Below are 20795 nucleotides of genomic sequence, written 5' to 3'. Positions count from 1 at the left end.
GGAGAGCTGACAGCATGCCGATTTATCTGCAAATCGACGGTATTCAGGGTGACGCAACCCATGAGCAGCACCGCAAGTGGATGGACATCGAAGCCATCCACTGGAACGTTTCTCGTAACATGAACACATCCGCCGGCTCCGCGGCCAACCGCGAAGCCTCCGAGCCGACTGTATCGGAAGTCATCCTGACCAAGGTCAGCGATTCCTCTTCCACGAAGCTCTTCCAGGAGGCCTGCGCCGGCCGTACCGGCAAGCGCTCGGTCATTCATCTGGTCACCACCGGCAACCCCGGCAACACTTATGTTGAATATTCCCTGGAGAACACGCTGATCGCCAGCTACTCCATCGATTCCAACGGGGACCGCCCGATCGAGACGATCAAGCTCAACTTCACCAAGATTGAAGTGAAGTACACGCCATACGACGATCAGCACTCGCCGCAATCGCCGATGATCGCATCTTACGATCTCGCAACAACGAAGGCTGCGTAAGACTTTCTCACTCTGGATGCCGGCAGCTGGCCGGCATCCGTTTTCGCGTTAAAAGAACCGGAGCTGTCGCCCCGCCGAACTGCAAGCCGCTGAACCAAAGTCCGATATCTGCCGGTGGACTTCGGTTGCTCGCGCGGCGTTTGGCGCCAACGAGGAAATTTCCCTCATGAGCACGCCTGCTATCGATAAGATTTCACTCACCTCCCAGCATTTGATCGTCGAATACACGTCGACCGAAAGCATCTTCGGCATGGTGGCCCCAAGCTATAAGATCAAGGGTGTCAAGGTCGTCGGTACGAGCCACCTTCAGGTCATGCGTTATGTCTACACGATCGCACGTGTCGAAGACCTGTACTTCGAAGGTGACAAGTTGCAGCACATGCCGGGCTTCCGCGAACTCGTTACCGAATGGATCAAGCCGGGTCAGCAGATCGTCAGCGTGCCAAACGGCAGGACGAGTATTGCTCATGTTTACACTGGCAAGAAGAATATCGCCCAGATATCGGCTGTCGAAAAATACAAGGCGACGGTGCCGATGGGATTCCTCGACATTATTGGCAAGGACCCAACACCGAAGAAGATTCTCTACGGCAATCCTGCTGTTCCCTTCATCCAGCAGGGGGACGACAAGCCGATGGCGGCTGCCTACTACAACAGCGCGACAAACCAATTCGAAATCCTTCGCCAGTTCGACAAACATTCGCTGCTGCAGAACTTCCAGCGGCGCTTCTCAAAGGCAATGACGGCAACCGGCTAAGCCGGCACGTCGCCGCATCTCCTGGCACGCGAGACGAAGGGCCCACGATGAACGATCTACCCTCGGCTGCCGATTTCATTCAGGCAAGCAGGAACCTGCGGGTGAACTCTCCGCTTGGGCCGGACCAGCTTTTGCCGGAGCGGGTTTCGATCGAGGAGGGGGTATCTTCGCTTTTCGAGATCCACGTCAGCGTTCGTGCCAAGCGCGAGGCCGTCAAGCCTGAGGAGCTGATCGGCCGGCTGGTCGATGTGTCGATCGAAGTCCAGCAGGGAGAGGATGGCGACGGCGTCCGCCGCCCCTTCAACGGACTGGTGACCGATATGAACGAGGGCCCGCCGATTACCCGGGGCTTGCGGTCTTATGCGCTGGTGCTGCGGCCGCAGATGTGGCTGCTCTCGCGCCGCTCCGATTGCCGCATCTGGATGGACAAGACCTCGCTGGAAATCGCCGAGACGCTGTTTTCCGAACACGGCATTCCGGCGCCCGATACGTCCGGCGTCATCACTCCACCTCCGCCGCAGCATTATTCCGTCCAGTGGAACGAGACCGATCTCGATTTCCTGATCCGCCGTTTCGAGGAGGACGGCCTGTTTTACTGGTTCAGCCATGAGGAGGGCGGTCATCGTCTTCATGTCGGCGACGGCGCAAGCTCCTGGGCAGGGCCGTCGCCGTCGGCGCGGGGCGAAGGCAGGGTGCGCCTGGCGCAGGGCTCGTCCGATCGCAACCACATCACCGAATGGATGCGGCGTTACTCCTACGTGCCCGGCCAGCGGGCAGGCGCCGACTGGAACTTCGAGACGCCGCAAATGGTGCCGGGCACGATGACGCCGTCGCTGGTGCAGATGCCGGAGGCTGCCAAGCGCGAGCTTTACGAATTCCCCTCCCGCATTGGCACGGTGGCCGCCGCCGAGCGGGCGCAAAAGCTCAGGATGCAGGCAAGCGAGGCCGACCACAATCGGGTGTCCGGTCTTTCGACCTCCCGCGTGCTGGAGGCCGGCCGCCGCTTCACGCCGTACGAGGAGGCGCATCCGGATCACGTCTATGAAGAGCATGTGATCATTAAGGCGCGTCATATGGCGGTCGATCGGTCCTATGAGACGAACAGCAACGAGCCGGAATACTACAACCATTTCGAGGCCGTTCCCTCCCGCGTGCCGATGACGCCGCACCGGGCGACGAAGCGGCCGAGGATCGAGGGCACGCAGGTAGCGATCGTTGCGGGACCACAGGGAGAGGAGATCCATCCGGACCAGTATGGCCGCATCAAGGTGTGGTTTCCTTGGGACCGCAGGGCGAAGAAGGACGGATCGGACACCTGCTGGGTACGTGTGGCGCAGAGCTGGGCGGGCTCCACCTGGGGCGGTCAGATCATTCCGCGCATCGGCATGGAAGTGATGGTCGCCTTCGTCGACGGTGACCCAGACCGGCCGCTCATCACGGGTGTCGTGCCCAATCCGGCAAACGGCGTGCCCTATGATCTCCCGGCCAACAAGACCCGCATGGTGATGCGGTCCAACACCCATAAGGGCTCCGGCTTCAACGAGATGAGCTTTGAAGACGAGGCCGGCCAGGAGAACATGTTCTTCCATGCGCAGAAGGATCATACGACTCGGGTGCTGAACGACCGGACGAAGCGCATCGACCGGCACGAAGTGGCCTCGATCGGCGCCAACCGCGCCGTGGAAGTCGGCGGCAATCAGAAGCACGAGATCGGTGGCTCGATGAACACCGTCGTCGGCGGCACGGGTCCGATGGCGATGGCGCTGATGGGGGCCGTGCAGGGGCTCTCGGGGCAAACTGCAGGTCTTTTGAGCCAGGCTGGTCAGATCGCCGGCGGCGGCGGACCTGGCGTTGCCGCCTTCGCCGGCACGCTCGCCTCCTCGGCGCTTGGCTTTCTGAGCGCCGGTGGTCTCGGCAGCCGCCAAGGCGTCGTTTCCGGCCCGAATCCGCGGGCCGATGCGGGCTCGGCTCTCGCCGGCTCGGGCACCGGCGTCGGCGATGCAGCCTCAAGCCTCTTTCCGCTTCCGGGCATCATGAACACGATCGTGGGTTCGTTCCAGTCGACAACCGTTGGTATTGCCAAGGCCGAGCAGATCGGCATGAGCAAGGTGACGAACATCGGCCAGACCGAAATGATCAACGTCGGCAAGCAGCAGAACATAGCGATCGGCGAACAACAAAATCTCACGATCGGCAAAGAGCAAAATATCAATATCGGAGAGGCCCAAGGCACGGTCGTGGGCGAGAAAATTACCGTCAATGTCGGCAAACTCTACAATCTCGTCTCCGGCGAGAAGTACCATGGAGAGGCGAAGGTCTTTGAGGTCTTTGCCGAAGACAAGATCTTTCTGTCCGCACCCGGGGGCTACATCGAAATCAACAAAGCCGGTATCCGCATCCGCGGATTGAAGGTCGATATCGAAGGTAACCAGATCAACTTCAAGAAAGGCGGTCCCGGGGAGGGGCCGTCCTGTCTGCGGCAGATGTCAAGATCGTCAACCCCGTTCGTGAGGATGTGACGATGGAAGCGACGCCAGCAATCGATCTGCCGGACATCTCCGAATCCTCCCGCGTCGTGAGGCATGCCGTCGATGATATGAGCGGGCACATCTGTGCAGTGCTGGATGGGGGGGCTTTTGATGATATGCCAGCCACGCTGGCCGGCGAAGGGATAACCTGCCGCTCGCTGTTCTTGGAGGGGGTGCCGGCGGATTTTCGCAGTGCAGGGCCGTGGATGGTCGATCTCCTGGCGGCGCCGACGCGATCCTATGTCGAGTGGTTGGACATCCATCATTCCTGCGCGGTCTACTGGTCGTGCCCCTCGGGGCCGGACGCCCTTTACCGGCACCTGAGAACGCTGAACGAGGTCATGATTCCGCTGGAAAGCGATCGTGACGGGACGCAAGGCACTTCGGAAAAGCAACGTTATGAACGGGTTCTTTTCCGCCACTGGGATCCCAATGTCCTCGGCGCCTTGCTGCCCATCCTCACGAAACCGCAGTTTGCCCGATTTCTAGGCCCGGCGGATAGCGTGGTCTTCAACGGGCCGGATTATGGGGGCGTCCGACGGGCGCGGAAGGCGATCAACATGCCAGATGCGGTCATTGGGCCGCTTAGGTTGGAGCCGGCCCAGATGGAGAGGTTGAAGGCCGCCATGCTCCATTCATCGCGGCTGCGGATTGCGCGTTTCCTCAAGAAGAACAGACCGCCTCACTTTTCGGGCGTGGACGACGACTTCGTATGGGGCGCTACGCTGGCCAGTGAACGAACGGCCGATGAGCTTGGAATTCGGACGGAGCGCGGGCGGGCACGTTGGGCCTATGTCATGGTCGTTTCGGACGGCAAGGCGGCGGATCTTCCGGAAGTGCGAAGCTTCCTCCAAGAAAAGGGAACCACACCGGACACCCGGGTCAGGGAATTGATCGGCCACACGGTCGACGCGCTGCGTTCCAGCAACATCCTCAATGGAGCAGCGTCATGACCTCGGTGGCGATAGGAACCGCAGGTCAGGTTGGGGGCCAGGTTGCAGGCGGCGTTCTGGGCGGGGCCATTGGAGGTGTGCTCGGAGGGCCGGTTGGAGCGTGGATCGGTCGCGCGATCGGGTCAAGGGTTGGTGGCATGGCTGGCCGCGCGGCTGCTGAAGCCATTGCAAGCTATATGGAAGGTGCGAACGAAGCTGCCGAGACCGAAACCAAGGAACAGGAAGCTGCAAAGCCCTGTGTGGATTGCGGAGAGATCGATTGCTTCAATCCACCGGAAGGATCGACACCCGAGCAGATCGAGGAATTCAAGCGGCAACTTAAAGAGCAGCAGGACGCCATCAACGATATTTCGCCCGACCAACTCGTCAAGAATATGGAAAACTACGAGGAATTCGGTCGGGGTGCGAAGGATGCTGTGGATCGGGCGACCGCAAGAGACAGTTGGATCCAGAACAGGGTCACCGAACTGCTCAAGCGCGACCCGAGGATGACGCGGAAGGGTGCGGAACAAGCTGCGAAGGGCGAACTGAGTACGATGGACGTTATCCATACGCCGGATCTGTCAGCCGGCGGATCGGGGAAAATCTCTCAGCACAACGGCGGAATGGGACCACGGTCGGCAAACAGATCGATCGGTTCCCAATGGTCCAAGACGGGCGCCAACTCGGACAAGACGCGATTGGAGCAACTCAAGGAGCATGCGCAGAAGGCCAAGGAAAAGGGTGAACGCACGAACGCAGACTTGAAAATCTGCGAGGATGGCAAATCATCTAAGTCGAGCAAGAAACCGGCAGGCTCGAAGGGCGGCTCAGGGAATGGTCAGGGTGGTCCCGGCAATGCCCCGATGTCATAGTATTGGTTATTGCATCTATCTGTTCTGACTGGAGGTAGCGTGAAAGATTATCAGATAAGGCTGGCTTCGATCATCGAGGATTTCGGTGCTCCGCAAGGCGGCGAGGCGGCGCCTGCTGCCGAGCCCGAGCGCTACCGGGGCAGAGTTCCCGATGCGGTGATCGAATTCTGGCAGCAGAACGGGACCGGGATCATATTGGACGGATATTTCCAATTTTGCGATCCCGACATGTACGCCCCGATCATGAAGCTGGTTTTCGACGGTGATTCCGAGATCGAGGCGGGGAAGACCCATGTGCTGGGATTTGGCGCTTTCGGGAAAATGATCGCCTGGAACGAAACCCATCAGGACATGATCATCGATCTCGTCAAGGGAATGGTGTCATGCCCGGCCCTGACAAGCGGCGAGAAATTCGATGAAAATATCGCCGTCACGAGCCAGTTGATGACGCTCGATCAAGCTTTTCTTGACGAATACGATGCGAATGCGAAAAAGCTTTTCAAAAGCGCGCGCTCGAAAATCGGCAAGCTGAGAGTGGGGCAAATCTATGGGTTCAAGCCCATTCTTGCTTTAGGCGGAAACCGTTCACTGGATAGTCTGACGATCTATGAAGCGCTTCCGCACATGGCCATCCTGGCACAGGCGCACGGCATGCAACTTATGGACAATGCGAGTTTTCCGCCAAAAGCGGTCCGCGCCATCGGAAGTTAATGTCAGTCCTAAAGGAGGTCTGAAAATGCTGCCGTCACCGAAAGTTCGAAGATGAGGAATTCCAGATGGTTGGCAGTCCGGTCACGCTCAAAGGCCATATGCATGTTTGCCCCATGGTTGATCCCGGTCCGCGGCCACATGTCGGCGGGCCAGTTGTTTCGACCTCTCAGTCCTTCGTCTGCGTCGAGGGCGTGCCGATTGCAACAGTGAGCGACCGATGCACATGCACGGGCGTGCCGACGACGGCCGGCATTACCGGTGGATCGTCGGTCGCGAAGATTAACGGCAAGAAGGTCGCCCGCTTTGGCGATTCCTGCGAGCATGGAGGTCGTTTGGTCCAGGGTGTTCCTTGGCTGACGTTCGAATAGCAGCCGGCAGGCCCGACGGGTCGCAATTCCACACGAAGGATCTCGATGATCTTCTCCGGCGAATGACCTGCGTGTGAAGAACAACCCAATGCAAGTGTGTTCCTGGAGCGGCGACGAGATAAAGGTCAGCCGCACGCATGAAAGACCGCATCACGTTCGAGTACGTCCTTGAAGCTGATCGAGGTCGAAAAGACCGTGTTTCCCCCGAAGGTCAGTCATCGTTTCTCAAACCGAACGAGTTTCTCATGCGACTGACCACAAGCATTGACAGCCATTTTCTTTGTCGTCACTTCAACCGCATCCGTTTTCGCAGGTGAAGTCGGCCTGCAGGATATCCGCGTCTTCTCGCATGAACGCGGCAGCGCACTTGCCGTGACGATCTGGTATCCATCGAAGGGCGATGGTGAACCCGCACTGGTCGGCGAAAGCAAAATTTTCGAAGGTACCCCAGCCTCGAAAAATGCTTCTATCGAGGTGGGTCATTTCCCACTGGTGCTACTTTCGCATGGCTCCGGTTCGAGGGTGGAAGGCATGGCGTGGATCGCCAAGGTATTGGCGGAGTCAGGGTTCATCGTGGCCGGCCCCAACCATCCCGGCACAACGAGCGGCGATTCCACGCCAGCTGCCACGCCAAAAATCTGGGAGCGCACCCAGGATATTTCGACCATCATCACGGCACTTGTCAGCGATGCGCGCTGGCAGGCATCGATCGACACGAAGCGCATCGGCGTTCTCGGTTTTTCCCTCGGTGGTAGCACGGGAATGGAGCTTGCCGGCGCTCGCGCCGATCTCGATGCATATATGCGCTATTGCGACGACTATCCGGCCATGATGGATTGCCGCTGGTTCGAAGGCGGGCGCGGCTTCGTCAACAACAAGCAGGTCGCGGTCGAAATATTCGATCTGCGCGGCATCGACCTGGCGCGCTTCGAACAATCGAACCGCGATCCGCGCATCGCCTCGGCGGTGCTGGTCGATCCCGGCCTTGCGACTGCCTTCAACGCCGAAAGCGTGAAAAGCATCGATATCCCGCTGACCTTCATCAATCTCGGCAGCATCGGCAAAATCCCGGTTGCGGTGCTTTCTGATCGGTTGGCGAAACAGGTCCCGAACGCCGCTTATGCGCAGATCGACGATTCCGACCATTTCAGTTTTCTGCCCGTTTGCAAGCAAGGCGCCGCGAATTTCCTGAAGTCGGCCGGCGATCCCGATCCCATTTGCGAACAGGGTGTGAGAAGATCGCGGGCCGATATTCACGAAGAACTCGCCATCCTTATAACGCAGGCCTTTGAACGGCACGCTGCTCAGCTCGATGCGAAAACCCGCGACGGGAGAAAATAGATCCAATGCCATTGAATGGTAGCGCGCGGCGAGCACAGGCGCCACATCTGTTGCACGGCAACTTGGAGTTCGGCGCTACCAATCATGCTCGAAGGGCACCTTTGTGACCAAGCCAGATATTCTGGATGCGTTGCCTCTAAGAAATATTCAGATCGGCGATTTCGCCATGCCTTGCAAGCAAGCGGGGTGCCGTCATGTCGCCGGTCTCGTCGTCGACCATCACTGCATAGGCCGCGACCCCGACGAAGCGCGCAGCCATCGAGGCAGCAATCTTCTCAGCCGATGGACCGTTTGAAGCCTGGCGCATCTCCCCCGGCACGAGATTTCCGCGGTTCTTCTTGTAGGGCAGGACGATGAACTTCTCGGCGATTGACATGGCTTTGCCTTTCATTTCGTTCTTTAAATGTTCCTATTGGGGAAACGAGTCAAGCGATTCATTTGCCGTCTGACCGGAGCGAGCCAAACATCCCGCCGCTCGCGGTTCCAGAGGTCGAACGCGTTACCGCGCTCTTTCTTTTCGGCGTGAGCGCAGCGCACTGCCAAGATCGCCGTTGTCCCATCAGCATAGTTCAGGCGAAGCCCGCCACATACTTATTGTCCTGTCCGTGCAACGCCCGGTAATCGTGCCCGCAAGAGACGAATGAGCGTGGCCGTCAACGAGAAAGCTTAGTCGATGCTTCGGCTCTGCCGTGATTTTCATTCGATGTCGTTACCGCGGCCGAGGGCATGCCGGATGCAGGTGTGAAAGGCCTGACCTGTCAACCTGCCCGCTGGGATCCCAACAGCCTCTTCGGCACTGCGGTCCTTAGGGCCGATGCATTTCAGGACAACGCCGCGGGCGATCGCGCGCGGGCTGCCACCGACAGAGCTGCGCGCGCCGTGTCTTCATCGCAGACGAGGACAGTTCCGAGCCCTGACAAGAGGACCGCGGCAATGGCCTCGACTTTGTTGATACCGCCTGACGCGAAGACGACGTTCGGGATCTTGCGCAACGCTTCCAGCGGCGGCGCGATTGCCCGTAGATTGAGCGGGTGGTCGATGGGGGTTCCGTTCCTGTCAATGAATTGCGCCAGAACATCGCCGCAAGCGCCGGTAGCGACAAGCTCGTCGATCGTGACGTCCTGCGGCAGCCCGTAGCGCATCAGAAGCGATCGCTCGGTCATATCGCCGATACTGAGCACGACAAGATCGTTTGAGGCAATCTGCCGGAAAGCCGCCTGGAATACGTCCTGGGTTACGATTGCCGTTTTCGATTCCGGGCTGCCGGCATAAATGGGAGCTGCAAGATAGGCGCACTCGGCGTTCAAGTGCCGGGCGAGGTCGCTTGCGATGTCGAATGTGTTGATCTCGATGCCATGCGTCAGTCCACCCATCACCGAGTTCACGCAAATGTCGGGCCGGCGCATGGATGGCATATGACGTACCATTTCGCGCAGCGTGGCTCCCCAGCCGACGCCAATACCCGACAGCTTGCCGTTGCTGAGCAGCTGGGCGATGTAGTCCGCGGTCGCTTGGCCGAGCAGAACAGGTATGAGATCGGGATCTGAAGGTGATGGCACGATGATCGCCCGGCTCAGCGAGAACTCCGCGACCAGCGTCTGCTCAAGCTCGACACAGGACGTAAGCCTGGAATTCAAGGTAATTGTCACAAGGCCGGATCGGCGAGCTTCGGCGATGATTTTGTTGACACGAAGCCGGTTGGTCGAAAGCGCGTCGGCAATCTCGCCCTGCGTACGGCCTTCCATGAAGTAGAGCCATACCACACGAACCTGCATCTGCTCGTCGGGAAGTGCAATTGGCGCGCCGGCCGTCTTTGCCTGTGTCATGGACCGCTCTCGCAACCTTTGCTTTCACGCTATGGGCACCAGATCGGCCGCCTTTGTCAATTGCCGTGGTCCGGTGGTTTTTTGCATGGATTTTTGTTAGTTGACCCGCCGGCCCGTCGCACTGTTGAAGAGGTGAAGACTGTCTGCCAGGGCAAAGCATGAGACGGTCTCACCGTCCGAAAGTCGCTGGTCGCCCGCAATGCTTGCCACAATCAGTTCGTTCTTCGCATCATTAAGGCGCAGATGGATATGGTTTTCGTCGCCCACGGTTTCGACGAGCTCCACTTTGCCCTTGAAACGAAGGGCAGGCGAAGTGGTCTCGCCGAGCCTGATGGCATTTGGACGAATGCCGATCACATCGGCGTCGGCGGACATAGTTAGTTCTTCCGCCGCAATGGTGCCGTTCGTTTTAAGTTCAACGAAGTTCATGGGCGGTGATCCGATGAAGCCAGCGACGAAGATCGTTTCGGGGCGCTGATAGACTTCGACCGGGGTCCCGATTTGTTCAATCCGTCCGCCATTCATGACAACCAGACGATCAGCAAGTGTCATGGCTTCCAGCTGGTCATGCGTCACGTAAAGGCTTGTCGTCTTCAGCCGCCGCTGCAGGCGCCGGATTTCCACCCGCATCTGGACGCGCAGTTTGGCGTCTAGGTTCGAAAGCGGCTCGTCAAAGAGGAAAGCGGCGGGATTGCGAACGATTGCCCGACCCATTGCGACGCGCTGGCGCTGCCCGCCCGATAGCTGACGTGGACGGCGCTCGAGGAATGGGCCGATTTCCAGAATGGCTGCGGTTTCGGCAATGCGCCGGTCGATTTCGGCGCGCGCGACGCGGCGATTTTTCAGTCCATATTCGAGGTTCTGACGAACCGTCATATGGGGGTAAAGCGCGTAGTTCTGGAACACCATCGCGATATCGCGCTTTGCGGGCTCGACGGTGCTCACGTCGGTTCCCGCAATATGCAAATGCCCTGAACTGATGCTCTCAAGGCCGGCAATCATTCGTAGAAGCGTCGACTTGCCACAGCCCGAAGGCCCGACAAGCACGATCATTTTGCCGTCGGCGACAGTCAGGTTGACACCTTTCACCGCTGGGACCTGACCATAATTCTTCTTCAGATCGATGAGTTCTATGGCTGCCATTTCGTTCCTCCCGTGCGCCGTCATACATTTGTAACATGGTATTGACATTTGTAACAAGTCACCCCTAACCTGTTTTCATCGCCACCTTGGGAGGGGTCAGCCGCAGCCGGCAAAGCCGACGCACAAACAGCAGGCGATGGAGAGGAAAACGAAATGACAGACAAGGCTTCAGAAAACCACCGCCAGTTCGGGCGGGTCTTCAAGAGCGTTGCGGCTGGCGCCGCCGCACTGGTCTTAAGCTTTAATATCGGAGGCAATGCGCTCGCCGCAGACCGGGTAAAGGTCGAATGGTGGAATGCCGCCAGCGGCCGGCTTGCCGAGATCACCAAGCAGCTGATTTCAGATTTCAACGCTTCTCAGGACAAATATGAGATCGTCGGTGTCAGCAAAGGCAATTATGAGGAAACGATGGCTGCAATGGTTGCGGCCTATCGCGTTGGTCAGCAGCCTGTTTTGATTCAGGCTGCCGAACGCGGCTTCCAGACAATGTACCGGTCCGGCGCGATCATTCCGGTTCCTGAACTCATGGAGCGGGAAGGCTACAAGATCAACTGGAACGATTTTGTTGCACCCGTTGCGGGCTTTTATCTCATTGACGGCAAGCCCGCCGCGATGCCGTTCAACAGCTCGACTCCGATCTTCTGGTACAATGCCGAACAGTTCAAGGCGGCCGGCTTTGAAAAGCCTGGTGAAACCTGGCAGGAAGTCGAAAAGCAGCTTTATGCGATCAAGGAAAAAGGCATCTCGAAATGCCAGATGGCACTCGCCAACGACTTCTACTGGAGCCTGATCGAGAATTATGCGGCCATACAAGACCAGCCCTATGGCACCAAAGCCAATGGTTTTGGCGGGCTGGATACCGAGTTCGTCTTCAACAAGAGCCCGCTGGTCGTCGGTCAGGTGGAGCGCTTGAAAAAGTGGATGGATGACGGCGTCTTGCAGATCGCCGGCCAGGGGCTTTCTCCCGATCAGCTCTTCATCTCGGGCACCTGCTCGACCTATGTCGCCTCGACGGCCGCCCATGCTGCTGTGGAGGCGGGCGCAAAGTTCAAATGGAGCGCGACCTTCCTGCCGCACGAGGAAGGCATCGAACCGAAGAACAGCACGATCGGAGGCGGTGCGCTCTGGGTGCTCAAGGGGAAATCCGAGGACGAATACAAGGGCGCGGCCGCCTTTTTGAATTTCGTCGCTTCGCCGAAGACACAGGTCTGGTGGAGCAAGCAGACGGGATATGTGCCGGTCACCAACGCAGCCTACGAGCAGGCCAAGGCGGAAGGCTACTACAAGGAGCATCCGACGCGTGAGATCGCCATTCTGCAGCTTTCCCGCGGTACGCCGGACGATAATTCCCGCGGCTTCCGTTTCGGCAACCACAATCAGTCGATGGCGCTTCTTGTCGAAGAGATCCAAGGGGTCTGGACCGGTCAAAAGACCCCCCAAGAGGCGCTTGATTCAGCGGCTGCCCGCGGAAACCAGATTCTTCGCCAATATGAGCAGCTCCATGCGGGGAAATAGTCCAGTGCAGGTCATCGGAGGCGCTCCACGGCGCCTCCGCATCCTGGGAAGGCCATTGTCCCGCCTGGCGACAGCGCGCTCCCCCGAGGCCGGTCTCAAGGCTGCGCATTTCAACAAGCCGTGGCTCGCTGCCCTGCTCGTTGCGCCTCAGTTGCTGATCCTGCTGTTTTTTTTCTTCATCCCTTCCTACAAGGCATTGTCGCTCGCCTTTGTACAGGTCGACCCATTCGGTGGCCTGCAGATCTTCGTCGGCCTGAAGAATTTTCAGACGTTGCTGGCGAGCCCTGAATATAGAAGCAGCGCCCTCTTTACGCTGTGGTTCACGCTGTTCCAGAACATTGCAACGCTTGGCCTTGCGGGGCTCTTTGCGTTCGCCACGGATTTCGTCATCCGCGGCCGCGCCATCTACAAGAGCATCATCCTGATGCCTTATGCGATTGCGCCTGTCATATCCGGCGTGCTTTGGGCCTTTCTGTTCAATCCGGCTGTCGGTCCGATCGCACAGTTCCTGCATTCGCTGGGCATTGCCTGGGATCCGAACAGACGGCCATTCGATGCACAGATTCTGGTGACGATTGCCTCCATCTGGAAGAACGTCTGCTATGACTACATCTTCCTGGTTGCCGCATTGCTTGCGGTTCCGGCCTCGCTGCTGGAAGCTGCCAAGCTTGATGGGGCGGGCCCGGTTCGGCGGTTCTTCACGATTTCCCTGCCGCTCGTCTCACCGACGGTGTTCTTCCTCGTCGTCATGAACTTCGTCTACGGCCTCTTCGAAACGTTCGGCATCATCGATGCCGTCACGCGTGGCGGGCCTGCAGGCGCCACAAACAGCCTGGTCTACAAGGTCTATCAGGACGGCTTCGTGCAGCTCGATCTGGGGTCGTCAGCTGCCCAGTCGGTGATCTTGATGATCGTCGCGGTCCTTTTCACGGTCCTCCAGTTCCGAGCGCTTGAGCGCAAGGTCAATTATCAGGTGTAGCCATGGGCGAACGAAATCTCGGTCTTTCGATCTTCTGTCACGTTGTTCTGTTGGTTGGCGCAGCTTTCGTATGCTTGCCGCTCTACTTTGCCTTCGTGGCAGGTTCGCTCACGCTGGAAGAGGTGCAGCAGGCTCCTTTCCCGCTCGTGCCGGGCTCGCATTTTATCGACAATGTCGCAGTCGCCTGGAGGCAAGGCGATTTTGCGCAAGCTTTCCTCAACTCGATCATCGTGACGGGCGGGATCGTCATCGGCAAGCTCGCCATTTCGCTCATTGCGGCTTTTGCCGTGACCTATTTTCGCTTCCCGTTCCGCATGACCGCATTCTGGCTGATTTTCGTTTCCTTGATGCTGCCCGTGGAAGTCCGCATCATCCCGACTTACGAGGCCGTCGCCGACGCTGCGGGCCCGATCCGCTGGCTTTCCGGCATCACAGGATTTGCAGGCCTTTTGGAAAACCTGACGGGCTACAGCATCGAAACATCCATGAAGTGGAACATGGTGAACACCTATGGCGGTCTGATCCTGCCGCTGATTGCCTCCGCGTCGGCGACATTTCTCTTCCGCCAATTCTTCCTGACCGTGCCTGAGGAGCTGTGCGAGGCGGCGAAACTCGATGGTGCCGGCCCCCTTAAATTCTTCAAGGATGTGCTGCTGCCGCTTTCCACCGCCAATATCGCGGCACTTGCAATCATCCTCTTTCTCTATGGCTGGAACCAGTATCTTTGGCCGCTGCTCTTTACCACCGACAAGACGATGGCGACCGCAATTCTGGGTCTTAAGGAGCTGGTTCCGGTGTCAGATTCCGTGCCTGCATGGAACATTGCCATGAGTGCCGCTCTCTTCGTCATGTTGCCTCCGGCAGTCATCATTCTCCTCATGCAACGCTGGTTCACCAAGGGGCTGGTAGACTCCGGCAAGTAGGCCTTTGCCCAGACAATAAGGACAATTTCGATATGGTTTACATCATCGGTCATCGCGGTGGCCGCAATCTCTGGCCCGAAAACAGCCTTTCTGGCTTCCGCAAGCTGGCTGAAATGCCAGTCGAAGGCGTCGAATTCGACGTGCATTTGACCCGTTTTGGCGAACTGCTCGTCATTCACGACGCAACCCTTGATCGCACGACCGATCACTCCGGACCGGTCTTCGACCTTGCTCCAGGCGAGCACCGAAGCGTCAGGCTGAAAGACAGCGACGGAGAGGCGATACCGACGCTTGACGAGGTTCTCGAGATATTCAAGTTCAGCGCCCTTGAGCTGCATATCGAGCTGAAGGCGGATGCGAAAGGGGATGCCTATCCGGGCCTTGAGAGGAGGGCTGCAAACCTCGTCGATAGCCTCAAGCTCGCCGACCGTTCGTTCCTGACGAGCTTTCACGCCAGCGTTCTTCAAACTGTCCGTGAGGTTGCGCCGCATATCCGGACGCTGTCTTCATTTGACCGCGCAGCCGCCGAGCGAGGTGGCCTCAGATCCGGCCTTAAGAAAATGGAGGAGCTCGCCGACATCATTGCCGTCGAAAAGTCTCTGCTTGCGACGCATTGGGACGAAATCACGTCCTTCATTCCCTTTGACCGGCTCGGCGCATGGGTGCCGAATCACACTGCAGACATTGCCTATTGGTTGGCCAAACCGGTCCGGCAGATCACGACCGACAGGCCGGATCTTGCCCTTAGCATACGGGGTTCGTGAACCGTGTCCTTATCTGCGACAGACCAAACGCGCGCCGCCAATCGCTCCAACCCGGATCCCCTTCAGAACATTGACCTGGTCATTTTCGACTGCGACGGCGTGCTCATCGACAGCGAGCCGATCGCAAGCCGCACGCTTGCGGAAGCCCTGCAGGAGGCGGGCGTGGCAATCACCCCTTCCGAAGCCCATGAAAAATTCACGGGCAATTCCGAAAGGGTGATCCGCGACATGTGCGTCCGCGACTACGGCTTGGGTGACGTTGCAAACGTCTTCCAAGCCTGGCATCGGCGGCTTTACGCCGAATTCGCACGGTCCTTGACGCCAATGGCTGGCATCGGCGACATCGTTGCCAGCCTAACCCGGCCGAAATGTGTTGCATCGAACAGTACGATGCACCGGCTTCGCGCGAGCCTCGGCAGGCTCGATCTCTGGCAGTGCTTCCACCCGGGGGTCTTCAGCGCCGAGGCCGTGGCGCGGCCAAAGCCTGCCCCGGACCTTTTATTGCATTGCGCGGAGAAATTCGCGGCAAGACCGGCACGATGTGTCATGGTCGACGACAGTCCGCATGGCGTTGCGGCAGCCGTCTCCGCCGGCATGATCGCCATAGGCTTCGTTGATCCTGCCGATCCGAGGCCGGCAAGGAAGGCATTGCTTGTTTCCTCGGGCGCCTTTGGCGTGGCAACCGGAGCCGGAGAATTAACGCCAATGCTGTTGGCAGCGAGCCAGTCGATCAAGGCCTAGGTCTCCATCCCTCCCGAGACGTCCGGGCCGACTTATCTCTTGAAACTCCGCCATCTCTCTGACGGCGGCTTTATGGGGCTCTGTGCGCGCGACTTCGTGGAACTGGAAGCAAAACGTTCTCACGCGCCGAGCCTCAGCCTACCTTAACTGTACAACAAGATGTCTGACCAGCGAGTCGCTACGTTTCGTTACACTTCGGATCATTTTGAAAACATGACCGATACGTCAATCGGGCAAATGACACTTCCCAAAACGACGTCGCCAGCGACGCAGCAAAGGAGTGTTTGGAGATGACGAAGATCGATAAGGTTCTTTATACGGGCAAGACCCGGACAACCGGCGGCCGCGAGGGGGCCTCTCGCAGTGACGATGGTCAGCTGGACATCAAGCTCTCGCCTCCGGGCAGCAATCGGGACGGCACCAATCCCGAGCAGCTCTTTGCCGCCGGATGGTCGGCCTGCTTCATCGGCGCAATCGGCATTGCCGCGGGCAAGCGAAAGGTGAAGCTTCCTCAGGATCTTTCCGTTGATGCCGAGGTCGATCTTGGAAACAGCGACGGCGCCTATTTTCTGCAGGCCCGCCTTAACGTTCGCCTGCCGGGTATCGAGCCGGCATTGGCAACGGTCCTGGTCGAGGAAGCGCATCAGACATGCCCATATTCCAAGGCGACACGCGACAACATCCATGTGGAACTGCAGATCGTCGAGTAACGCAAGCGGCCGCCTCAGGCCCCAAGGGTCTGCGGCGGCCGGATTACGCGCAACGCGAACGGAAGAAGACATCCCCCATGTTCTGCGGAGGACGAATGAGACTGCTGACCATCTCTATCCTGAGCGGGGCAATCTTCGCGACGCCCTGTCTCTACGATTTCGCCTCGCAGGAACCTTCTCCGCTGGATGGCCTGCGCACGGCGGCGTCTGCGCTCGCCGTTGAAGCGCCCGGCAGTCGCGCTAAAAACCGCTTGCCCCGGCAGCGTTGCGCATCCGGATACGCGAGTGAACCTCGACGCGTCGAGGTCGCGGCCGGCGGCTTGATCGCGACGGCGCAAGCTGGCCATTCGCAGGGTGCTGCCGGCGGCAGGATCAGTTCCTTTGCATCATCTCGCTGATGATTTTCGAGAGGCTATAAAGGCGCTGCTCGATCATTGTCGGAACCTCGCAGACATAAGAAAGCGACTGGACACGCTCTTCGAAGATGCGCGTCTCCCATGTCAGTTGCGCCGTCTGCCTGGCAAGCTCGGTCTGGTCGGCATCAGATGCCGTGCGCATCTTGTCGACCTCTGCGGCCTTTTTTCTGAGATCGGCGGCAAGCTGCCTTTGACTTTCGGCATAGCGCGAAATGCCGGAGATGATCAGGCCGCGTTCTATGTTGATCTTGTCAAACACGCCCATGAAAAGCTGCTCCAGCTTTTCATGGGCCTGATCCTTGGGCAGCGATGCGATATAATCGGAAATCTGCTTGCGGGCATCATCGATCGGATTGCTGCGCTTGACGAGTTCGGCGGCGAGGTCGGACAATCGAGGGTCCTTGTCCCATTGCTTGGCCGTTTCGGGAAGCTCGCCGGCGTTCCACACCTGGCCGATCGAAAGTTCAGGCACCTTGCGCTGAACGCAAGGCCAGTCCGGATCGGTGTTTGTTGCGGGGTGTGCCGCCGGTGCCGCAGACAGCGCGGCAAGGATTGCGATCACGAAAACGCGTCGGCTCACTGGCTTGCTCCCATCTCCTGCTTGCGGACGGTCAGGCCACGTGCGGGATTATAGGCCAGGATGGCTCCCCCCAACAGGGCAAGCGTGACGGCCAGAACGACGGCAAGTGATGTCCATTCGATACGCGCGTAAAAGGCGAAGCGGATGAGTTCGACCGCATAGGTGAACGGGTTGAGGAGGCATATCTTGTAGAGCAGCGGGCTTGCTTCTTGAACCCGCCAGAGCGGGTAAAGTGCCGAGGAGGCGAAATACATGGGAAAGATCACGAAATTCATGATCCCTGCAAAATTCTCCAATTGCTTGACAAGCGATGACAAGAGCATTCCCAACGCTCCAAGCATCAGCCCTGAGAAAAACAGGGCAGGCAGGATCATGAAATAGCCGGCGATTGGCGCCTTTACGTCCCATAACCAGGCAATCGCCAGGAATGCATAGACCTGGAGAAGCGAAACGGCAACGCCGGCCAAAAGCTTGGATACGAGAAGATACCAGCGCGGAAATGGACTGACGAGCAGGATACGCATATTGCCCATCTCCCGGTCATAGACCATCGACAGGGAGGACTGCATGCCGCTGAAGAGGAGGATCATCCCGCACAATCCAGGCGTGATGTAGACCTCGTAAAGAACATAGGTCTCATACGGCGGAATGATCGAAACGCCCAGCACCTGCCGGAAACCGGCTGCGAATATGAAGAGCCAGAGCAGCGGCCGCACCAGCGAGGAGACGAAGCGCTCCTTCTGCGAGAGGTAGCGCAGCCATTCGCGAAACAGAATACCCCGCAGGCACACGAGGTACTGGATCGGCGTGAAGCCTTTCCATTCCCCGGCGGTCGCACCGCCCAACGTTCTGGTCGCGCCGCTCATTGTTTTCCTCCCCGGATATTCATGTCCGCGATACCGGTAAGCTTTGAGAATGCCTGATTGATGGTCTCCGTGCCGGTGTGGGCAAGAATGGCCGAAACCGGACCATCGGCGACGAGCTTTCCCTGGTCCAGGACCAGGATCTGATCCGCCTGACCAACCTCGTCGATCAGGTGGGTTGCCCACAGCACGCTGATGCCGGCGTGTTCCACGAGAGCACGAATATCCCTCAGAATGGTCGCACGCGACTTGATGTCGAGCCCGACCGTCGCCTCATCGAGCAGCAAAAGGGAAGGCCGGTGCAGGAGCGCCCGGACGATCTCGACACGCCTGATCTGTCCGCCGGACAGACCGCGGACCTTTTCCTCGATGCGGTCGCTCATGTCGATGGACCGAAGAAGCTCGTCGATCCGTTGCCGCGCCACACGCGATCCGATGCCGTGCAGGGAGGCGTGATAGAGGAGATTCTGTCGGACACTCAAATCGAGATCGAGGGTGCGGGCCTGAAACACGATGCCGAGATGTCTGAGTGCGGGGCCGGGATTGCGATCTATGTCCTGGCCGAACACGCGAATGCGGCCCGCCGGCGGCGAAAAAAGATGGCTGACGAGTGAAAACAGCGTCGTCTTGCCGGCACCGTTAAGCCCCAGAAGAACGGTGAAGCGCGAGGGCTCTATGGAAAACGACACATTGTCGAGCGCCTTTCGCTGCCCATAGCTATAGCTGACGGAAGTGAGTTCGAGTGCGGCGAGCGCCGCACTCTCCTGCCTATTGGATGTCTCGTCCAAGCGGGATTCAAGCTTCATTGGATATACCTTTCACAAGCGGCGTTGCCGCAGGCGAGCAGGACGCCCGGGATGCCTACTTGATGATGATCTTGCCTGTCATGCCCTTGTCGGCAAGGTCGGGAATCGACCATGTGTATTCTCCCGGCCGCACTGTTGAAAACTGCACGTTGATCGTTCCTTCTGAATCGAATTCGAGCCATGCCGGGGCTCCATTCATGTGAACCTCGAGATCGTTGATGACGATCTGATTCATCCACACGTTGCGAAACAGATCGGTTACGAACTTGTACTCAAGGCCGGCCGCCGACGTGATCTTCCACCGGTAGCCCTGTCCTGAAACGAGTTCGAAGTCTTTCCGGTTCACTGCGTAGCTGTCGTCCTTCGATCCGAGGATCAATTCCGGCACGTTTTGGCTTGCGCGCGTAACCTTGGGCTCGGGATCGCCGTCATCGTCATCGCCGGACTGGGCAAGGGCCGGTTGTTGGGTAGAAAGAGCGCCGATAAGAATTGCAAAAGCAATGACTGCGAGTTTCATGCTGTCCTCCTTTTGGAAAGCGGAACGCCTATCAGTTGGGTGCTACGGTCACTCCCCACGGCATGGCGCCGACGGTGACGGATTTGACCGGCTCGTCGCCCGCCGTGTCGATGAAGGTGATATCGTTGGAAAGACCGTTCGTGCTGATCAGGTGCTGGCCGTCGGGCGTGAAAGCCAACTGCCAGACACGCTGACCGACAAGGATATATTTCTCGACCTCATAGGTTTGCGTGTCTATGACCGCCACGCGGTTGGCCGGGCCGAGGGCGACATAGGCTTTCTTGCCATCCGCCGAAATCCGCACGCCAACGGGCTGAACCGCCTCCGAGCGCAAGCCCTGGATCTCAAACGTGATCTTTTTGACGATTTGTCTGGAGCCATTGTCTATGACGGAGACGGTTCCACCGATTTCCGAAGAGATCCAGACCTGTGAACCGTCGGGCTTGAATTCGGCAAAGCGCGGACGCGAGTCGACGAGCACGTTGGCGACGATCTCATGGGTCGAGGTATCGATAAAATGCGCCATGTTCGTCGTTTCGGAGGTGTTCACCATCGTCTTTCCGTCGGGGCTGATGCCCATGCCTTCAGGCTCCACGCCGACCGGTATTTCGGTGATCACGGATTTATTGTCGACGTCGATGACGGTGACCAGATTGTCGTCCTCATTTGCGACGTAGAGCGTCTTGCCGTCAGGCGATAGCACGAAGAGCTCCGGATCCGGACCGGAAGGCAGTGTCCCGATGATCTGATGCGTTGCCGTATCGATGATCTCGACGGTGTCGTCGTCGCTCGCGCAGACATAAAGGTGCTTTCCGTCATGGGAAATCGTAATGCCGCGCGGCCTTTGTCCAACATTGATTGTCTGGGTGACTTCCATCGTCTTGGAGTCGACGACGGTGACGGTGTTGTCCTTCTCGTTCGAAACATAGACGGTATTGGCCAGAGACGGTCCCGCATACAAGACGGCGGCGATTATTCCCGCAAGCAGATAAACATGTCTGTGCATTCT

The 20795-nt window shown here is 58.5% G+C and carries 23 protein-coding genes; 15 read left to right on the top strand and 8 right to left on the bottom strand.

Annotated features, from left to right (window positions below; genetic code table 11):
* Positions 1 to 14: 14 nt before the first annotated feature.
* The 8 genes from RGR602_RS31045 to RGR602_RS31010 all read left to right on the top strand — a co-directional run bounded on the left by RGR602_RS31045 (position 15) and on the right by RGR602_RS31010 (position 8003).
* Positions 15 to 491 carry an Hcp family type VI secretion system effector gene (locus RGR602_RS31045; RefSeq protein WP_040115798.1) on the top strand — a complete coding sequence of 159 codons (477 nt, stop codon included), beginning with the start codon at positions 15 to 17 and terminating at the stop codon, positions 489 to 491.
* 166 nt (positions 492 to 657) lie between these two features.
* Positions 658 to 1248 (top strand): hypothetical protein, encoded by a 591-nt coding sequence (locus tag RGR602_RS31040; protein WP_040115797.1) that lies wholly within the window; start codon positions 658 to 660, stop codon positions 1246 to 1248.
* Between the two features lie 47 nt (positions 1249 to 1295).
* Positions 1296 to 3767 carry a type VI secretion system tip protein TssI/VgrG gene (tssI, locus tag RGR602_RS31035; RefSeq protein ID WP_040115796.1) on the top strand — a complete coding sequence of 824 codons (2472 nt, stop codon included), beginning with the start codon at positions 1296 to 1298 and terminating at the stop codon, positions 3765 to 3767.
* Positions 3768 to 3769: 2 nt separating this feature from the next.
* On the top strand, positions 3770 to 4729 hold the full coding sequence (locus tag RGR602_RS31030) for a DUF4123 domain-containing protein (RefSeq protein ID WP_223844091.1): 960 nt from the start codon (positions 3770 to 3772) through the stop codon (positions 4727 to 4729).
* 137 nt (positions 4730 to 4866) lie between these two features.
* Positions 4867 to 5583 carry a polymorphic toxin type 15 domain-containing protein gene (locus tag RGR602_RS31025; RefSeq protein WP_223844090.1) on the top strand — a complete coding sequence of 239 codons (717 nt, stop codon included), beginning with the start codon at positions 4867 to 4869 and terminating at the stop codon, positions 5581 to 5583.
* Positions 5584 to 5622: 39 nt separating this feature from the next.
* The gene (locus RGR602_RS31020) at positions 5623 to 6294 is read left to right on the top strand and encodes a GAD-like domain-containing protein (RefSeq protein WP_040115793.1); all 672 of its coding nucleotides are present in this window, start codon (positions 5623 to 5625) and stop codon (positions 6292 to 6294) included.
* Between the two features lie 65 nt (positions 6295 to 6359).
* Positions 6360 to 6662 carry a PAAR domain-containing protein gene (locus tag RGR602_RS36635; RefSeq protein WP_082046738.1) on the top strand — a complete coding sequence of 101 codons (303 nt, stop codon included), beginning with the start codon at positions 6360 to 6362 and terminating at the stop codon, positions 6660 to 6662.
* A gap of 264 nt (positions 6663 to 6926) precedes the next feature.
* Positions 6927 to 8003 (top strand): alpha/beta hydrolase family protein, encoded by a 1077-nt coding sequence (locus tag RGR602_RS31010; protein WP_052451839.1) that lies wholly within the window; start codon positions 6927 to 6929, stop codon positions 8001 to 8003.
* A gap of 136 nt (positions 8004 to 8139) precedes the next feature.
* On the opposite strand, the gene RGR602_RS31005 is transcribed toward RGR602_RS31010, so the two are convergent.
* From RGR602_RS31005 to RGR602_RS30995, 3 genes are all read right to left on the bottom strand, one after another.
* Positions 8140 to 8379, bottom strand: coding sequence for a hypothetical protein (locus tag RGR602_RS31005; protein ID WP_040116639.1), 240 nt, complete (start codon positions 8377 to 8379; stop codon positions 8140 to 8142).
* Between the two features lie 445 nt (positions 8380 to 8824).
* Positions 8825 to 9829 (bottom strand): sugar-binding transcriptional regulator, encoded by a 1005-nt coding sequence (locus tag RGR602_RS31000; protein ID WP_040115791.1) that lies wholly within the window; start codon positions 9827 to 9829, stop codon positions 8825 to 8827.
* Positions 9830 to 9925: 96 nt separating this feature from the next.
* Positions 9926 to 10972, bottom strand: a complete 1047-nt coding sequence (locus RGR602_RS30995) for a sn-glycerol-3-phosphate import ATP-binding protein UgpC (protein ID WP_040115790.1) — start codon at positions 10970 to 10972, stop codon at positions 9926 to 9928.
* A gap of 153 nt (positions 10973 to 11125) precedes the next feature.
* On the opposite strand from RGR602_RS30995, the gene RGR602_RS30990 reads away from it, so the two are divergent.
* The 7 genes from RGR602_RS30990 to RGR602_RS30960 all read left to right on the top strand — a co-directional run bounded on the left by RGR602_RS30990 (position 11126) and on the right by RGR602_RS30960 (position 17002).
* Positions 11126 to 12487, top strand: coding sequence for an extracellular solute-binding protein (locus tag RGR602_RS30990; protein ID WP_040115789.1), 1362 nt, complete (start codon positions 11126 to 11128; stop codon positions 12485 to 12487).
* Positions 12474 to 13466, top strand: coding sequence for an ABC transporter permease subunit (locus RGR602_RS30985; RefSeq protein WP_040115788.1), 993 nt, complete (start codon positions 12474 to 12476; stop codon positions 13464 to 13466). The genes RGR602_RS30990 and RGR602_RS30985 overlap by 14 nt, the downstream gene beginning before the upstream one ends.
* Positions 13467 to 13468: 2 nt before the next feature.
* Positions 13469 to 14389 (top strand): ABC transporter permease subunit, encoded by a 921-nt coding sequence (locus RGR602_RS30980; protein ID WP_040115787.1) that lies wholly within the window; start codon positions 13469 to 13471, stop codon positions 14387 to 14389.
* A 32-nt stretch (positions 14390 to 14421) separates the two neighbouring features.
* Positions 14422 to 15153, top strand: a complete 732-nt coding sequence (locus RGR602_RS30975) for a glycerophosphodiester phosphodiesterase family protein (RefSeq protein WP_040115786.1) — start codon at positions 14422 to 14424, stop codon at positions 15151 to 15153.
* Between the two features lie 3 nt (positions 15154 to 15156).
* Complete coding sequence (locus RGR602_RS30970; protein WP_052451838.1) at positions 15157 to 15894, top strand: HAD family hydrolase; 738 nt, start codon at positions 15157 to 15159, stop codon at positions 15892 to 15894.
* A gap of 290 nt (positions 15895 to 16184) precedes the next feature.
* The gene (locus RGR602_RS30965) at positions 16185 to 16604 is read left to right on the top strand and encodes an organic hydroperoxide resistance protein (protein ID WP_040115785.1); all 420 of its coding nucleotides are present in this window, start codon (positions 16185 to 16187) and stop codon (positions 16602 to 16604) included.
* 95 nt (positions 16605 to 16699) lie between these two features.
* Positions 16700 to 17002 (top strand): hypothetical protein, encoded by a 303-nt coding sequence (locus tag RGR602_RS30960; RefSeq protein ID WP_040115784.1) that lies wholly within the window; start codon positions 16700 to 16702, stop codon positions 17000 to 17002.
* Here RGR602_RS30960 and RGR602_RS30955 read toward each other — a convergent pair.
* From RGR602_RS30955 to RGR602_RS30935, 5 genes are read right to left on the bottom strand one after another with little or no spacing between them, the layout of a single operon-like run.
* Positions 16977 to 17600 (bottom strand): hypothetical protein, encoded by a 624-nt coding sequence (locus RGR602_RS30955; RefSeq protein ID WP_040115783.1) that lies wholly within the window; start codon positions 17598 to 17600, stop codon positions 16977 to 16979. The genes RGR602_RS30960 and RGR602_RS30955 overlap by 26 nt on opposite strands.
* Entirely contained in the window at positions 17597 to 18466 is an 870-nt protein-coding gene (locus RGR602_RS30950; protein WP_052451837.1) for an ABC transporter permease, read from the bottom strand. The genes RGR602_RS30955 and RGR602_RS30950 overlap by 4 nt, the downstream gene beginning before the upstream one ends.
* Positions 18463 to 19269 (bottom strand): ABC transporter ATP-binding protein, encoded by an 807-nt coding sequence (locus RGR602_RS30945; protein WP_052451836.1) that lies wholly within the window; start codon positions 19267 to 19269, stop codon positions 18463 to 18465. Before RGR602_RS30945 ends, RGR602_RS30950 begins: the two co-directional genes overlap by 4 nt.
* A gap of 55 nt (positions 19270 to 19324) precedes the next feature.
* Positions 19325 to 19786: a cupredoxin domain-containing protein gene (locus RGR602_RS30940; protein WP_040115782.1), complete on the bottom strand. Its 462-nt coding sequence runs from the start codon at positions 19784 to 19786 to the stop codon at positions 19325 to 19327.
* A gap of 31 nt (positions 19787 to 19817) precedes the next feature.
* Positions 19818 to 20792 carry a YVTN family beta-propeller repeat protein gene (locus RGR602_RS30935; protein WP_040115781.1) on the bottom strand — a complete coding sequence of 325 codons (975 nt, stop codon included), beginning with the start codon at positions 20790 to 20792 and terminating at the stop codon, positions 19818 to 19820.
* Positions 20793 to 20795 lie beyond the last annotated feature (3 nt).

Origin of the sequence: Rhizobium gallicum bv. gallicum R602sp (genome assembly GCF_000816845.1) — a bacterium.
In the GTDB taxonomy this organism is placed as follows: Bacteria; Pseudomonadota; Alphaproteobacteria; order Rhizobiales; family Rhizobiaceae; genus Rhizobium; species Rhizobium gallicum.
This window is presented reverse-complemented; position numbering and strand designations above follow the sequence as displayed.

Bases quoted from the DNA above. Each gene is read 5' to 3' on its own strand.
- RGR602_RS31045 (WP_040115798.1), top strand. From the start codon at position 15: ATGCCGATTTATCTGCAAATCGACGGTATTCAGGGTGACGCAACCCAT.
- RGR602_RS31040 (WP_040115797.1), top strand. From the start codon at position 658: ATGAGCACGCCTGCTATCGATAAGATTTCACTCACCTCCCAGCATTTG.
- tssI (WP_040115796.1), top strand. From the start codon at position 1,296: ATGAACGATCTACCCTCGGCTGCCGATTTCATTCAGGCAAGCAGGAAC.
- RGR602_RS31030 (WP_223844091.1), top strand. From the start codon at position 3,770: ATGGAAGCGACGCCAGCAATCGATCTGCCGGACATCTCCGAATCCTCC.
- RGR602_RS31025 (WP_223844090.1), top strand. From the start codon at position 4,867: ATGGCTGGCCGCGCGGCTGCTGAAGCCATTGCAAGCTATATGGAAGGT.
- RGR602_RS36635 (WP_082046738.1), top strand. From the start codon at position 6,360: ATGGTTGGCAGTCCGGTCACGCTCAAAGGCCATATGCATGTTTGCCCC.
- RGR602_RS31005 (WP_040116639.1), bottom strand. From the start codon at position 8,379: ATGTCAATCGCCGAGAAGTTCATCGTCCTGCCCTACAAGAAGAACCGC.
- RGR602_RS31000 (WP_040115791.1), bottom strand. From the start codon at position 9,829: ATGACACAGGCAAAGACGGCCGGCGCGCCAATTGCACTTCCCGACGAG.
- RGR602_RS30995 (WP_040115790.1), bottom strand. From the start codon at position 10,972: ATGGCAGCCATAGAACTCATCGATCTGAAGAAGAATTATGGTCAGGTC.
- RGR602_RS30990 (WP_040115789.1), top strand. From the start codon at position 11,126: ATGACAGACAAGGCTTCAGAAAACCACCGCCAGTTCGGGCGGGTCTTC.
- RGR602_RS30985 (WP_040115788.1), top strand. From the start codon at position 12,474: ATGCGGGGAAATAGTCCAGTGCAGGTCATCGGAGGCGCTCCACGGCGC.
- RGR602_RS30980 (WP_040115787.1), top strand. From the start codon at position 13,469: ATGGGCGAACGAAATCTCGGTCTTTCGATCTTCTGTCACGTTGTTCTG.
- RGR602_RS30975 (WP_040115786.1), top strand. From the start codon at position 14,422: ATGGTTTACATCATCGGTCATCGCGGTGGCCGCAATCTCTGGCCCGAA.
- RGR602_RS30965 (WP_040115785.1), top strand. From the start codon at position 16,185: ATGACGAAGATCGATAAGGTTCTTTATACGGGCAAGACCCGGACAACC.
- RGR602_RS30960 (WP_040115784.1), top strand. From the start codon at position 16,700: ATGAGACTGCTGACCATCTCTATCCTGAGCGGGGCAATCTTCGCGACG.
- RGR602_RS30950 (WP_052451837.1), bottom strand. From the start codon at position 18,466: ATGAGCGGCGCGACCAGAACGTTGGGCGGTGCGACCGCCGGGGAATGG.
- RGR602_RS30945 (WP_052451836.1), bottom strand. From the start codon at position 19,269: ATGAAGCTTGAATCCCGCTTGGACGAGACATCCAATAGGCAGGAGAGT.
- RGR602_RS30940 (WP_040115782.1), bottom strand. From the start codon at position 19,786: ATGAAACTCGCAGTCATTGCTTTTGCAATTCTTATCGGCGCTCTTTCT.
- RGR602_RS30935 (WP_040115781.1), bottom strand. From the start codon at position 20,792: ATGCACAGACATGTTTATCTGCTTGCGGGAATAATCGCCGCCGTCTTG.